This is a genomic window from Micromonospora sp. NPDC005324 (assembly GCF_040607155.1).
Classification (GTDB): domain Bacteria; phylum Actinomycetota; class Actinomycetes; order Mycobacteriales; family Micromonosporaceae; genus Micromonospora; species Micromonospora trifolii.
Genome location: NZ_JBEXGE010000074.1, coordinates 1 through 13,859, shown reverse-complemented (window position 1 = coordinate 13,859; position 13,859 = coordinate 1). Strand labels below are relative to the sequence as shown.

Genomic DNA, 13,859 nt, shown 5'->3' with positions numbered 1-13,859 from the left:
CGGGCCACGGAGACCCGGGACTGGGCCCGGATGGCCAGGGCGGAGACGTCGGCTGGCACGGGCACTCCCGGCCCGCACGGCACGTCAGCCCTTCACGCAGACCACCTGCTTGAGGTGTGCGACCACCTCGACCAGATCCTCCTGCTGGGCCATGACCTCGGTGATGTCCTTGTACGCGCCGGGGATCTCGTCGACCACCCCGGCGTCCTTGCGGCACTCCACCCCGGCGGTCTGCGCGGCCAGGTCCTCCGTGCTGAAGGTCCGCTTCGCAGGCACCGACCTCCCAGCCTGGAAGCAAGCCCTCAACGTCCAATACAGAGCCGTCCGAGCAGCGGTCAAACATGCCCGACCAGGATGACGTGCTTCAAGAACCTCGTGAAAACCGCCGCGCCGCCCACACATTGTTCGATGCCGCTTCCGACATCGCCAGCCTCCGCAACGTCATCCTCGCCAGCTTGCAACCGGCCCGATGTCGGGCAACGCCTCCACCCAGTTATAGGCCGTCCCCTAACCGATAGCGCCGCCCCCTCCGCCAAGGCACCTTCTCACGAAGCGCAGCCGCCGGTGAGAATGTTGCCTTCCAAAGTGAGCGGTGAGTTTTCCGCTATGGAGATGCCGAAGACGTTCTCAACGATTGCGGTATCGTGAACTCCACGGACAGTCCATCCCCGCCGCTCGACGGCGTTCCGGTTGGCAGCCCAGCGTTCTCGATGCTTGTTTAGCAAGAAGAAGTCGGCATTGAGGTCCGCCCGGGAGATTCCCATCACAAACATCTGTGCATCAACTTTTCCGAAACCCCGGCGAATCCGTCCCCTGATAGGCAGAGTCCAGACGCCAACTGCCGAACATGCCTCCTTGAAAAACTCCAGGTTCATCCGACTTGCTGACCAGATCGACGGACGGCCCGAAGTTCCAACATCACCATCAGCAGCAAAGTAACCGGCAAGCCAACCGAAGATCGCTTCGGTATTACCGTCGAGCGCAGGATACTCTCGCTTCCATTCTCGGGGGAGTCCTCCCAACCGTCGATATGGCTTCACCTCGCCCCTCACCAAAAGCCGCTCGGTAACCTCATGGGAGGGGATATGACGTTTTCGCACGAGCAGATCAGGAAGATACTGATAGTAGTAGGTACGTAAACGTTCAGTGTTATCGAAATATCGAAGGAGAGCTTCGTCTTTCTCTCCATAGAACATCGCATGAGCAAGGGCGCCACCCGAGATCGACCCATCTCCGAAGACGAACCCGCGCGCAATTCCGGTGCGCGAAGGTACCACTCCTTGCAAAGGACGACGAAACGCGTACGCTAAACGGTCGCCTACCCTGAGGCCGATCGTAGTTGTGTCAACTCTTCGATGCGCCACTTTCGGTCGCAGCAGCCATCGATGCTCTGCGGCTGCCCGTATGATCTTTTCCTCGCCGTAGCGACCCACCCTGACTTCATAGATCCGTCGTTGACCTGAAAAGACAACCTGTACATCCAGCCATCGACCCTCGGAGGAAAGAATGACACTCCTTCCTCCTGCAAGGCTTCGAATCGGCGCACAGGACGACCTTGTGATGACTTTGGCGTCACCAGCAAGAGACGTGCATGGAAGTCGATTACCGATTACTTCATTCAAGACGCATCTCGCAATGAAGAGATGCTCGGCCACTGGGTGCTGTCAAGTCGCCTGGTCACAATCAGATTCTGCCGCGGCGCAGGCGTTAAGACAAGCGGAGATCGCAGTCATTTAACGCAAAACTCTCGGATGAATGATCGAATGGAGAATGCCCGGTCTGCCTGGTACCGCGCGATCCGACGGCTGCCGCTACCGGCCACGTCGGGGACGTCCGCAAGCGATTAGCCCCTACGTCTTACGAGTTTGGCAGCAGCCACCGACCGCCGGACGAAACTCCATGATCGTTCGCCTGCCTGGCCATCTGTGCCACGTCGCGCTTCGACGTGATTGCGGAATGTGCACTTCCTCGTTACCTGGCAGACTCGCGGGCATGGTGGAGACCTCCGTGCGCCTGCTGCGGCTGCTGACTCTCCTACAGGTGCGCCGGGAGTGGTCCGGCGCCGAGCTGGCCGAACGGCTCGCGGTCACCACCCGCACGGTCCGCACGGATGCGGAGCGGCTGCGGGTGCTGGGCTACCAGATCGAGTCACACCCGGGGGTCGCCGGTGGCTACCGGCTCGGTGCCGGGTCGGCGCTGCCACCGCTGCTGCTCGACGACGACGAGGCCGTGGCGGTGGCCGTCGGGCTGCGGGCGGCGGCTGGCGGCTCGGTGACCGGCATCGAGGAGACCTCGCTGCGGGCGTTGGCCAAGCTGGAGCAGTCGTTGCCGTCACGACTGCGGCACCGGGTGGACGCCCTCCGCTCGGCGACGGTCTCCGCCGCCGGCGGTGGCCCGACCGTGGACGCCGACACACTGACCGCCGTCTCCACGGCCGCGCACCGTCGGGAGCGGCTGCGGTTCGACTACGCCGGCCATGACGGCACGGTCAGCGTGCGCGACGTCGAGCCGTACCGTCTGGTCTACACCGGGCGGCGGTGGTACCTGCTGGGATGGGACACCGGCCGGGCCGACTGGCGGACCTTCCGCGCCGACCGGATCCAACCCCGGGTGCCGACCGGCCCGCGCTTCGCGTCGCGGGAGCCGCCGGGTGGCGACGCGGTAGCGCACGTGCTGCGCGGCGTCGGCTCCAAGGCCTGGCCACACCCCGCCCGGGTACGCCTGCACGCCTCGGCCGAGACGATGGCGCAACGGGTTCCCACCACCGCCGGTCTGCTGGAGGCGATCGACGAGCGAACCTGCCTGCTGCACACCGGCGGGGAGTCGCTGGGCAACCTGGCCGCCTTCCTCGGCACACTGGCTGTCGACTTCGACGTGCTCGACCCACCGGAGCTGCGCACCGTCGTCCGGGGCGTCGCCGCCCGATTCGCTCGCGCCGCCGGCCCCGCGCCGGGGTGAGTCGCGGGTTCACCCCGGCGCGGAGGTGGCAGTGGAGTTATGACTGCGGCACCAGCCGGAAGGACTGCGCCGCGGTGCCGTTGCAGGTGTACTGGATGAGCTGGACGCTGTCTGCCGTGGATGCTCCCGGCACATCGAGACACTTGCCACTGTTGCGGTTGACCAGTCGGTAGTAGCCGCCACCCTCGGGCTCGGCCCGCCACTGCTGGTTGTTGCCGCCGCTGTAGGACCAGAGCTGGATGCGTGCCGAGTCGGCGGTCGACCGGTCCGTCACGTCGATCACCTGGGCGCTGTTGTTGCGGTTGTTGACCCGCAGGTACCCGCCGCTGGTCGGCACGAACTGGTACTGCTGCGCGGTGCTGCTGTTGCACGCGTACTGCTGGATGGCCGTGCCGTTCGCGCTGGCCGCGGCCCGCGCGTCCACGCACTTGCCGTTGCCCCGGTTGACCACCGTGTGCCAGGCGGTCGGCGAGATGCCGTCGGACGGCGGGGGTGTGGTCGGCGGGACGGTGCCGACGCCGGCCAGCCAGTGCAGCCCGTCGATCAGCAGCTGGTTCTGCTGCGCGCTGTCGAAGGTGGAGGACAGCCCGGTGTTGGTGCTGTAGTTCATCGCGTTGTGGCCGAAGTTGGCGTAGAGCATCTTGTACTGCCGGTTGCTCCAGACGAGCGGGTAGTAGCCGCCGTACCAGGACTGGTTGGGGTCCGTGCCGACCGGGAAGCTGGACGGGTCGACCGAGGCGAGGATGTCGATGTTGGGGTTCTGCCGCAGGTCGTTGCTCCAGGAGTACCACTCACTGATCGACGACGGGAAGGTCGCCGGGAGGTTCCGGGTGGCGGCGTGGGTGCGGTTGTCGGCGCGCATCGTGACCCGGGTGGGTCCCCAGGTGTTCGTCTGGAACGAGCCGGTGCCGAGGAAGGTGTTGTAGTACCAGCTCCAGCTCGACGGGTTGGTGGTGAACGCGCTGACGTGGAAGCCCAGCCACGCCCCGCCGTTCTGCATGTACTGCTGGAACGCGCCCCGCTGCGCGGCGGGCGGCGCGTCGTCCAGGAACATGACGACCTTGTACTGGGCCAGGTTGGCGGTGTTCAGCAGACCCCAGTTGTTGGTGGCCTCCCAGGAGAAGCCGTGCTGGGCGGCGGCCTGCGGGAACCAGGCCCGGGCGTCCTTGACGAAGTCGATGTGCGCGGCGTCCCAGGTGCCGTTGTAGAAGGCCAGGACCTTGAACGTCGGCGCGGCCTGCGCGCTGCGAGAGGCGTTGACCGCGAGACCGGCGGTCAACGCGACGACCAGGGCGACGAACAACGACAGGATTCGTCTGGTACGGGAGGGAAGTTCTGCGATCACCTGATCGTCCCTTCGGTCGGGACGCGCGCCGCCGCGTCGATGTGCATCTGTTCACAAGGTTTACAGATAGACGAAAGGTTATTCCTCTGACCTGATCGCGTCAATCGCCGATCGCCCGATCGGGTGGGATTCCTGCGGCAACGGGTACCCCGGCCGGATGACCAGCCCGGACGCCGTCGACGTCGACCAGCCGCTCGCAGTGGATGTGCCCGCCGCGCCGCACGACGCCAGCGGCGAACGGGTGCCGACCCGCGACCTGGCCGGCCTCGCCCCGCCCACCCGCCCGGCGCGCCGCTGGACGCCGAGCCGGGTGGTGGCCACCCCCGCCGCGCTCGACCACCCGCACGGCCAACGGATCGTCGAGCGGGTTCGGGCGCTCGGCCTCGAGGTGGAACACCTGCGCGCCAACCGACTCACCGGGGTACGCGGGCAGAGCGACCGGGAGACCTACGCCCGGGCCAAGTCGACGATGGCGATCGTGGTGAGCCCACCCTCGCGGCGCGTCCTGCAACCCATCGCGCCCAGCGCGGACTGGCGGGTCGACCTGGCCGAGGGCTGCCCGGCGCACTGTCAGTACTGCTACCTCGCCGGATCCCTGTCCGGCCCACCGGTGACCCGGGTGTACGCGGACCTCGACGACATCCTCGCCGGGCTGGCCGCGTACGCCGGGCGTGGAACGGTGACCAGCCGAAACGCGCGCCGCGCCGACGAGGGCACCACCTTCGAGGCGTCCTGTTACACCGACCCGCTCGCCCTGGAGCACCTGACCGGCAGTTGGCGGCGGGCGGTGCGGCACTTCGCCGACTGGGACGCCCCCGTGCAACTGCGCTGGACCACCAAGTACGCCGATGTGGAGACGTTCGTGGGGCTGCCGCACGCCGGCCGGACCCGGGTCCGCTTCAGTGTCAACTGCGCCCCGGTAAGCGAACGGTTCGAGGGCGGCACCGCCCGGGTGCCGGACCGGCTGGCAGCGCTGCGCCGGCTCGCCCTCGACGGCTACCCGGTCGGGCTCACCATCGCGCCGATCATCGCGCTGCCCGACTGGCGGGAGCACTACGGCGAGCTGCTCGACCAGGTCCGCTCGGCTGTCGACGGGGTGCCGGACCTGGACCTGACCGCCGAGCTGATCACCCACCGCTTCACGCCGGGCAGCAAGGAGGTGCTGCTCGGCTGGTACCCGCGCACCCGGCTGGAGATGGACGAGGAGTCCCGCACCCGCAAGCACGGCAAGTTCGGCGCGGTGAAGTACGTCTACCCCCGCGAGCAGATGGCCGAGCTGCGCGACTGGTTCACCGCCGAACTCACCGCCCGCGTGCCAGCCTGCCGAATCCTCTACTGGACCTGACGGTCAGCCGACCGAGGAGCGGGCGACCGGGGCGGCGAAGAACGTGTCCGGGTACGGCTCGTCGCGCAGGCTGTAGTGCCACCACTCACGGTCGTAGTTGACGAACCCGGCGTCGGTCATCAGCCGCTGCAACAAACGACGGTTGTCCCGCGCCGTCCCGGTGACGCGGGGGTCGGCGGTGTGCGCCCGCGGGTCGAAACAGTCGAAGCCCGTACCCATGTCGATGCTGTTGTCCGCGAAGCGCTGCCCGCGCTGCGCGGTGCAGGCGACCAGCGGTTGCCCGACCCGGTACGGAGGTTGGCTGGCGGCGGGCTCGCCGACAAGTGTCAGGTCCAGGGTGCTGCCACGACTGTGCGCGGTGGGCGCGCCGATGTAACCGTCGGCGAAGAGACGGTTCTTGGCCAGGTCCGGGTAGAACTCGGCCTTGGTCTGCTGCTCGTCGGGGCGCTTCGACCAGGCGACGAAGTCGTCCACCGCCGGTTGCGGGCGGTAGCAGTCGTACACCTTCAGGCTGTGTCCACCGGTCAGCGCGGCGTCCTGTACGCGGCGCAACGCCTCGGCCGCCTGCCGGGTGAGCAGGCACAGCGGCTCGCGGTAGCCGGTGATCGGCCGGCCGACGAAGTTGTGCGGCGTGGCGTAGCGGATGTCGGCGTGGATGCGCGGGTCGAGGTCGGTCAGCACCACGAACCCCGGCAACCGCTCGACCGGCGTGGGCGTGGGCGTGGACGGCACCGACGTCGGCTGCGGCGCGGCCGGCGCGGGGCGGGGCTCCGGCCGTGAGCAGCCGCCGAGCAGCGCGGCGAGCGCGAACACGACGGCCAGGCGGTAGCGCACGATTCCTGTCTATCAGCCCAACCGGGGCCGCCATCCCAGGATCCAAGTGGTCCACCGGCCGAGAGTAACCGGAAAAACTCCGAAACTTTTCTGCAACTCCAGCGAAGCTTCGGTCGACCTGGCATGTCGTCAACCCCCGTCGGTGGGGCAAGATGGCGCGTGGGACGGGCACGCCGTTCCGGGACACACGGTGGGCGACGCCTGGTGGTCGTTCCTCCGGCTCGGTGAAGGAGACGCGGGTGGGCGCGGACGACGGACGCAGGGTGACCATCACCGCGATCGCACGGGAGGCCGGGGTGTCGGTGCCGACCGTGTCACGGGTGCTCAACGGACGCTCCGATGTGGCCCCGGACACCCGGGAGCGGGTCGAGGAGCTGTTGCGCCACCACGGCTATCGGCGCCGCACCAGCCGCAGCGTTCGCCGCGCCGGTCTCGTCGACCTGGTCTTCAACGACCTGGACAGCCCGTGGGCCGTGGAGATCATCCGGGGCGTGGAGGATGTCGGGCACGGCGCGGGCGTCGGCACCGTGGTCTCGGCCATCCACCGGCAGCCCACCGCGGCCCGGCAGTGGTTGCAGAACCTGCGCGCCCGGGCCACCGACGGCGTCATCTTCGTGACCTCGCACCTGAGCCCGCCGCTGCACGCGCAGCTGCGTCGCCTCAACGTGCCGGTGGTGGTCGTCGACCCGGCCGGGGTGCCGGCCATGGACGTGCCGACGATCGGCGCCACCAACTGGGCCGGCGGGCTCGCCGCCACCGAACACCTGCTCGCGATCGGGCACCGGCGCATCGGTTTCGTGGCCGGGCCGACGCACCTGCTGTGCAGCCGGGCCCGGCTCGACGGTTACCGGGCCGGGCTGGAGGCCGCCGGGGTGCCGGTGGACGACAAGCTGATCTACCCGGGCGACTTCTACCACGCCTCCGGGTTCGCCGGCGGGACCGCGCTTCTCGACCTCGCCGACCCGCCGACCGGCATCTTCGCCTCCAGCGACCAGATGGCCTTCGGCGTCTACGAGGCCATCCGACGCCGCGGGCTACGCGTCCCGGACGACGTGAGCGTTGTCGGTTTCGACGACCTGCCGGAAGCCCGCTGGGCCTCACCGCCGCTGACCACAGTGCGCCAACCGTTGGTCGAGATGGGACGGTTGGCGGCCCGGACCGTGCTGCGCCTGGCCCAGGGCGAGGGCATCGACTCGCCCCGGGTGGAACTCGCCACCGAATTGGTCGTTCGGGACAGCACCGCCGCCCCGCCGACCGGGTCGCCCGCGTCGGCGTGACGGCCGGAACTGCGTCGGAAACCGGTTGGACCAGTTCCGGTCCGTTCCCGGAAGTTCCGGCCGGACCCGACCCTCGGGCGCGGTGAGCGACAGACTGTCACCCACCGCGCCGTACGGTCAGTGGTGGTGGTGCCAGCGGATGGCCTTGCGGATGGTCACCGGCAGTGCGGGCGCGCCGTCGACCGGCGCCGGGTCCTCGGCGGTCGGTGCCACTCCCCCGGCGGCGATCCGGTCCAGGGTGGCCAGGCCGGCCCCGTCGACCTCGCCGAAGATCGTGTAGTTGGGGCGCAGCGCGGAGTTGGCGTAGACCAGGAAGAACTGGCTGCCGTTGGTGTCCGGCCCGGCGTTGGCCATGGCCAGGACGCCCCGGGCGTACACCCGGCGGTCCCCGGTCGGGTCGGTGGGCGCGGGCGGCAGGTCGGTCGGCAACTCGTCGCGGTACCGGTAGCCCGGGCCGCCCTCACCGGTGCCGGACGGGTCACCGCACTGCAACACGCTCAGCGTCGGGTACGCGGTGAGCCGGTGGCACGGGGTGCGGTCGTAGAACTTCTTGCTGACCAGGTGCAGGAAGCTCTGCACTGTGCACGGCGCGGCGGCCCGGTCCAGTGTCAACCCGATCGGCCCGTGGTTGGTCGCCAGTGTCACCCGGACGCTGCCCCGAGTCGGGGTGCGTCGCGGGTCGGGCGGCAGCGGCACCGGCCGCGCCGCAGGCTCGTCGGGGGTCTCGGTGTACGCGCACGGGCCGTGGGTGGTGCGCGGCGGTCGGGTGGCGGTGTCGACAGCGGCGGGCGGCGCGGCGGAGACGCGCACCGCGTCGACCGACGGGCCCGGCGCGGCGAGCGCGGTGGCGGACGAGCCGACGACCAGCGCCCCGGCGAGCACTGTCACCCCCGCGAGGCGGGTCAGGGCGCGCACCGGCCGGCGGGGTGCCGCCGTCGTGGGGCGCGGTTCGAGTTCACTCGACACAGGGATCCTCCTGGACTGGTGGTGCCAGAAAGACCGGAGTCTATGGAGGGCAGCGCCGGATGTCGATCCGTCAGGGCATCCGACGGCGACGCCGCCAGAGCAGGCCGCCCAACAATGCCACCACCGTCGCGCCGCTCACGGCGGTCACCGACCAGAGCCACCCCGAGCCGGTACGCGCGGGCCCGCTGGCCGCGGCCGGTCGGGGCGCGCCGGGTGCCGCCAGCGCGGACGGCGCCGCCGACGGGGTGGCGGTCAGCTCGCCGGGCTCGACCAGTCGACCCACGGCGGCGTCCCGGGGCAGCGTGAAGCCCCAGTCCAGGAGGGCCGCGCCCTGCTCCCAGCCGCGTACCGGTGTCGATTCGGCGCCCAGCAGGGTCACCACCAGCCGCCGCCCGCCGCGTTCCGCCGCCCCCACGTAGGTGTGCCGGGCCAGGTCGGTGAAGCCGGTCTTGCCGCCGAGCGCCCCCGGGTACCGGTAGATCAGCTGGTTCTCGTTCTGGATCTCGAAGCCCTTGGTGCGTTGCGCCCGCTGGACCGGAATCGACGTCTGCTCGGTCAGCGCGTACCGGCGGAAGGTCGGCTCGGCGAAGCAGGCCCGGGCGATCAGCGCCAGGTCGTACGCGCTGGTGAACTGCCCCTTGCCGTCCAGCCCGGACGGGGTGACCGCGTGCGTCTGGAGCGCGCCCAGGTGGTGCGCCTGCTCGTTCATGGCGCGCACGCCAGCGGCGCTGTCCGTGCCGCTGCCGAGTCGGGCCAGCGCGTTGGCTGCCTCGTTGCCGGAGTTGAGCAGCAACCCGAGCCAGATGGTCTCGATGGTGTACCGGCCGCCCGCGACCAGGCCCACGGCCGAGGAGCCGGGTTCGATGTTCATGTCCGCGTCGGTGACGGTGACCGTCTGCTTCGGGTCGAGCCTGGGCAGCATGGTGGCCGCCAGCAGCAGCTTCTGCACGCTCGCCGGTGTGCCGTACTCGTGCGGGCCGCAGCCGCCGAGCACCTGGCCGCTGTCCAGGTCGGCGACCAGCCACGACGTGGCGGTGACCCTCGGTGGCGCGGCGGCGCCGGCCGGCACGACCAGGCCGGCCATGTCCAGCGCCGCGCCGCCGATCATCCGTTGCTCACCGACGGCGGGCGGGGGCGACGGCCGGGGTGGGCGGGACGCCGCTGGCGCCGGCACCCGGGGGCAGCGCACCGTCGGCGCGGCGGACGCTCCCGTCGCACCGACCGGCACGGGAGCGAGCAGGACGGCGGACGTCGTGGCCGCCAGCAGCGCAGCTCTCATGTGCCCGACCCTAGTCAGGAGGATCGCCCGGCGGGACGGGATGGCGGTCAACTCGCGTCGCCGCGACCGCGCAGGTAGTCGTGCAGGGCGGCGCTGCCCCGCAGCCGGCGCAGGCTGCGGGTGTGCAGCTCCTGCTCGCGGCGGGCCAGCTCGGCGCGGACCCGCTGAGCGCTGCCGGTGGTCCGCAGCTCGCCCAGCACCGCGGCGATGATCTCGAAGGGGTACGCGCCCCGGCGCAGCAGCGCGATGACCTGCGCCGCGCGTAGCTCCGCCTCGTCGTACACCCGGTAGTTGGTTCCCGGGGTGCGGCCCGGCCGCAGCAGGTCGCGCTCCTCCCACAGCCGCAGCTGCGAGGTCCGGACCCCGACCAGTGCGGCGACCTCGCCGATGCGGGCGCCGTGGCGTGGCGCGGGCCGGGCCGCCGGTGGGCTGGCCAGCACGGTCTCGAACGCGCCGAGCACCCGGCGGATCTCGGCGCGTTCCCGGTCCAGCTCGGCATGGCCGCCGTCGAGCGCCGCCAGGGCCGCCGGCAGGTCACCGGAGTGCACCGCCGCCATGATCTCCCGGGTACGGCTCCAGCCGTGCCCCTCGGCCAACCGCCGCGCCACGCTCAGCGCCCGCGCGTGCTCGCTGGTGAAGATCCGGTAGCCGCTGCCGGTGCGGCGCACCGGCGGCAGCACCCCCAACTCGACGTAGTTGCGCACCTGCTGCACCGAGATCCCGACGGTGGCCGCCAGGTCCACGGCGCGCAGCCGATCCTTCGAGGCGACGTCCACGCGAGCCACCGTACCGCTTACGACGTGATTTGAGACTTTCCCGGACGTAGCGCTTCCGTGTGCGCTCCGAGTTCGGCAAAAGTGTCTACATGGGGATGAATGAGACAATGGAACCCGCCAGTGCCCGGCGGGGCGAAGTCCCGCCACGATTCCGTGAAGGGTCCGTATGTCGCAGCCAGCATGGTCCGCCGCCGACAGCCACGACATGATCGAGGTACGCGGGGCGCGGGAGAACAACCTCGCCGACGTCTCGGTCGACATCCCCAAACGCCGGCTGACCGTCTTCACCGGCGTCTCCGGGTCGGGCAAGTCGTCGCTGGTCTTCGGCACCATCGCCGCCGAGTCCCAGCGCATGATCAACGAGACCTACAGCGCGTTCCTCCAGTCGTTCATGCCGAACCTCAGCCGGCCGGACGTCGACTCGCTGCGCAACCTCAGCGCGGCCATCGTCGTCGACCAGGAACGGATGGGGGTCAACTCCCGCTCCACCGTCGGCACCGCCACCGACGCGTACGCCATGCTGCGGATCCTCTTCAGCCGCCTCGGCCAGCCGTCCATCGGCGGCGCCGGAGCGTTCAGCTTCAACCTGCCCGAGGGCATGTGCCCCACCTGCGAAGGGCTGGGCCGAGTCTCTGACCTCGACGTCAACGAGCTGGTCGATGTCGAGCGCTCCCTCAATGACGGCGCGATCACAGTGCCCAACTTCGCCGTCGACTCCTGGTACTGGCAGACCATCGTCGGCTCCGGCCTGTTCGACCCGGACGTCAAACTCCAGGACTTCACCCCGCAGCAGTGGGAGGACTTCCTGCACAAGCCGGCCACCAAGATCAAGGTGGGCAGCAACAACTGGACGTACGAGGGTCTGGCGGTCAAGGTCAAGCGGCTCCTCCTGGCCAAGGACCGCGAGTCGATGCAACCGCACATCCGCGCCTTCGTCGACCGGGCGGTCACCTTCACCAGCTGCGGCGACTGCGGCGGCACCCGACTCAACGCGGCGGCGCTGTCGTCGCGGATCGCCGGGCACACCATCGCCGCCTGCTCGGCCATGCAGATCAGCGACCTGGCCGCGTTCGTCCGCACCGTCGACGACCCGGGGGCCGCGCCACTCGTCGCCAACCTTCGCGACCTGCTGGACTCCCTGGTCGAGATCGGTCTGGGCTATCTCAGCCTGGACCGTGAGTCGGCGACCCTCTCCGGTGGTGAGGCGCAACGGGTGAAGATGGTCCGGCACCTCGGCTCCAGCCTCTCCGACGTCACGTACGTCTTCGACGAACCCACCGTCGGCCTGCACCCGCACGACATCGCCCGGATGAACGACCTGCTGCTGCGGCTGCGCGACAAGGGCAACACCGTGCTGGTGGTGGAACACAAACCGGAGACCATCTCCATCGCCGACCACGTGGTCGACCTCGGACCGGGCGCCGGCACCGACGGTGGTCGGATCTGCTTCACCGGCGACATCCCCGGCCTGCGCCGCTCCGACACGCTCACCGGGCGGCACCTGGACCACCGGGTGACAGTGCGCGAGGCGGTACGCCGACCCAGCGGGCAGCTCGCCATCCGCCAGGCCGACCTGCACAACCTGCGCGACGTGGACGTGGACATCCCGCTCGGGGTCCTCACCGTGGTCACCGGTGTGGCCGGGTCCGGCAAGAGCTCACTGATCCACGGGTCGCTGCGCGGCCGGTCCGGGGTCGTCATCGTCGACCAGTCCCCGATCCGTGGCTCACGACGCAGCAACCCGGCCACCTACAGCGGACTGCTCGACCCGATCCGCACCGCCTTCGCCAAGGCCAACGGAGTCAAGGCCGCGCTGTTCAGCGCCAACTCCGAGGGCGCCTGCCCGGCCTGCAAGGGGATCGGGCTCATCTACACCGACCTGGCGATGATGGCCGGCGTCGCGAGCGTCTGCGAACGGTGCGAGGGGCGACGCTTCACCGACGAGGTGCTCACGTACACGCTGCGCGGCAAGAACATCAGCGAGGTGCTGGCCATGTCGGTCACCGAGGCGCACGCCTTCTTCCCGCACGTCATCCTCGGTCGGCTGGTCGACGTCGGGCTGGGCTACCTCAGCCTCGGCCAGCCACTGACCACCCTGTCCGGCGGGGAACGGCAACGACTCAAGCTCGCCATCCACCTGGCCGAGAAGACCACCACGTACGTCCTGGACGAGCCGACCACGGGCCTGCACCTGGCCGACGTGGACCAACTGTTGGCCCTGCTCGACCGAATGGTCGACGCCGGAAACACGGTGATCGTCATCGAGCACCACCAGGCTGTCATGGCACACGCCGACTGGCTCATCGACCTCGGCCCCGGCGCCGGTCACGACGGTGGCCGCATCGTCTTCACCGGCACACCGGCCGAGTTGGTCGCCACCGGCGACACCCTGACCGCCAAGCACCTCCGCGAGTACGTCAACGACCCGGCGGTGGTCGGCCAGAGCTGACACCGCTACCCCGGGTCCGGCCGGAGCGCCACGCACGACGGCACGGGCGGCCGGCACGGGCGGTGGTCCGGCGCTCCGGCGGCGGTCAGGAGACGCGGCGCAGCCAGCGCCGCTGCCAGGGTGTCTCCACCGCCTTCTGGTGGTAGCCGGCCCGAACAAACGGCACGGCCCGCTCGACCGGCAGACCGTCGAGGATCGCCAGCGCGGCCAGGGCCGTTCCGGTACGACCCACGCCGCCCCGACAGGCCACCTCGACACGTTCACCGGCGGTGGCCCGTCGCAGCGCCTCCCCCAGGACGTCGAGGGCTTCGGCGTCGTCGAGCGGTACCCAGAAATCGGGCCACCGGATCCGCCGGTGCGGCCAGGCAGGCTCCGGACCAGGGGCCAACAGCACGGCGAAGTCGGCGGGCGAGGTCGCGGCAGCGACGCGGCGTCCGCGCACCATCGCCCCACTGGGGAGTACGAGTACGCCCGACTGCTCGGACCACGGCTGCGCGTCAGTCACCCGGACATTGTGCCGATACGTTCTGATCGATGAGCACAGACAGCGCCGCCCCCGGCCGGTAGGACGGGGGCGGCGCTGGCGTCGGTGTGCAGGTCGCCTCTCGGCGAGTGGCACGACGCGGCTCC

At 70.0% G+C, this 13,859-nt stretch carries 11 protein-coding genes and 1 pseudogene; 4 read left to right on the top strand and 8 right to left on the bottom strand.

Annotated features, from left to right (window positions below; translation table 11 throughout):
• Positions 1-84: 84 nt before the first annotated feature.
• Positions 85-270 (bottom strand): annotated as a pseudogene (locus ABZS40_RS35455) (RtcB family protein); the annotation flags it as partial.
• A gap of 275 nt (positions 271-545) precedes the next feature.
• Positions 546-1,433: an LAGLIDADG family homing endonuclease gene (locus ABZS40_RS35450; protein ID WP_354948972.1), complete on the bottom strand. Its 888-nt coding sequence runs from the start codon at positions 1,431-1,433 to the stop codon at positions 546-548.
• A 559-nt stretch (positions 1,434-1,992) separates the two neighbouring features.
• On the opposite strand from ABZS40_RS35450, the gene ABZS40_RS35445 reads away from it, so the two are divergent.
• Positions 1,993-2,958, top strand: coding sequence for a YafY family protein (locus tag ABZS40_RS35445; protein WP_354948970.1), 966 nt, complete (start codon positions 1,993-1,995; stop codon positions 2,956-2,958).
• 37 nt (positions 2,959-2,995) lie between these two features.
• Here the strand turns inward: ABZS40_RS35445 and ABZS40_RS35440 are convergent, their stop codons facing one another.
• Positions 2,996-4,303, bottom strand: a complete 1,308-nt coding sequence (locus tag ABZS40_RS35440; RefSeq protein ID WP_354948968.1) for an RICIN domain-containing protein — start codon at positions 4,301-4,303, stop codon at positions 2,996-2,998.
• 157 nt (positions 4,304-4,460) lie between these two features.
• Here ABZS40_RS35440 and ABZS40_RS35435 point away from each other — a divergent pair, with 157 nt between their 5' ends.
• Entirely contained in the window at positions 4,461-5,648 is a 1,188-nt protein-coding gene (locus ABZS40_RS35435; RefSeq protein ID WP_354948966.1) for a spore photoproduct lyase family protein, read from the top strand.
• A gap of 3 nt (positions 5,649-5,651) precedes the next feature.
• Here ABZS40_RS35435 and ABZS40_RS35430 read toward each other — a convergent pair whose 3' ends face one another.
• Positions 5,652-6,482, bottom strand: a complete 831-nt coding sequence (locus ABZS40_RS35430; RefSeq protein ID WP_354948964.1) for a M15 family metallopeptidase — start codon at positions 6,480-6,482, stop codon at positions 5,652-5,654.
• A 239-nt stretch (positions 6,483-6,721) separates the two neighbouring features.
• On the opposite strand from ABZS40_RS35430, the gene ABZS40_RS35425 reads away from it, so the two are divergent.
• A complete protein-coding gene (locus ABZS40_RS35425) occupies positions 6,722-7,759 on the top strand; it encodes a LacI family DNA-binding transcriptional regulator (protein WP_354948962.1) in 1,038 nt (345 codons plus the stop codon).
• A 117-nt stretch (positions 7,760-7,876) separates the two neighbouring features.
• On the opposite strand, the gene ABZS40_RS35420 is transcribed toward ABZS40_RS35425, so the two are convergent.
• From ABZS40_RS35420 to ABZS40_RS35410, 3 genes are all read right to left on the bottom strand, one after another.
• The gene (locus ABZS40_RS35420) at positions 7,877-8,725 is read right to left on the bottom strand and encodes a peptidylprolyl isomerase (protein ID WP_354948960.1); all 849 of its coding nucleotides are present in this window, start codon (positions 8,723-8,725) and stop codon (positions 7,877-7,879) included.
• Between the two features lie 70 nt (positions 8,726-8,795).
• The gene (locus ABZS40_RS35415; protein ID WP_354948958.1) at positions 8,796-10,004 is read right to left on the bottom strand and encodes a D-alanyl-D-alanine carboxypeptidase; all 1,209 of its coding nucleotides are present in this window, start codon (positions 10,002-10,004) and stop codon (positions 8,796-8,798) included.
• Between the two features lie 47 nt (positions 10,005-10,051).
• A complete protein-coding gene (locus ABZS40_RS35410; protein WP_354948956.1) occupies positions 10,052-10,780 on the bottom strand; it encodes a MerR family transcriptional regulator in 729 nt (242 codons plus the stop codon).
• 166 nt (positions 10,781-10,946) lie between these two features.
• Here ABZS40_RS35410 and ABZS40_RS35405 point away from each other — a divergent pair, with 166 nt between their 5' ends.
• Entirely contained in the window at positions 10,947-13,229 is a 2,283-nt protein-coding gene (locus ABZS40_RS35405) for an excinuclease ABC subunit UvrA (RefSeq protein WP_354948955.1), read from the top strand.
• An 85-nt stretch (positions 13,230-13,314) separates the two neighbouring features.
• On the opposite strand, the gene ABZS40_RS35400 is transcribed toward ABZS40_RS35405, so the two are convergent.
• On the bottom strand, positions 13,315-13,734 hold the full coding sequence (locus tag ABZS40_RS35400; protein WP_354948953.1) for a protein-tyrosine phosphatase family protein: 420 nt from the start codon (positions 13,732-13,734) through the stop codon (positions 13,315-13,317).
• Positions 13,735-13,859 lie beyond the last annotated feature (125 nt).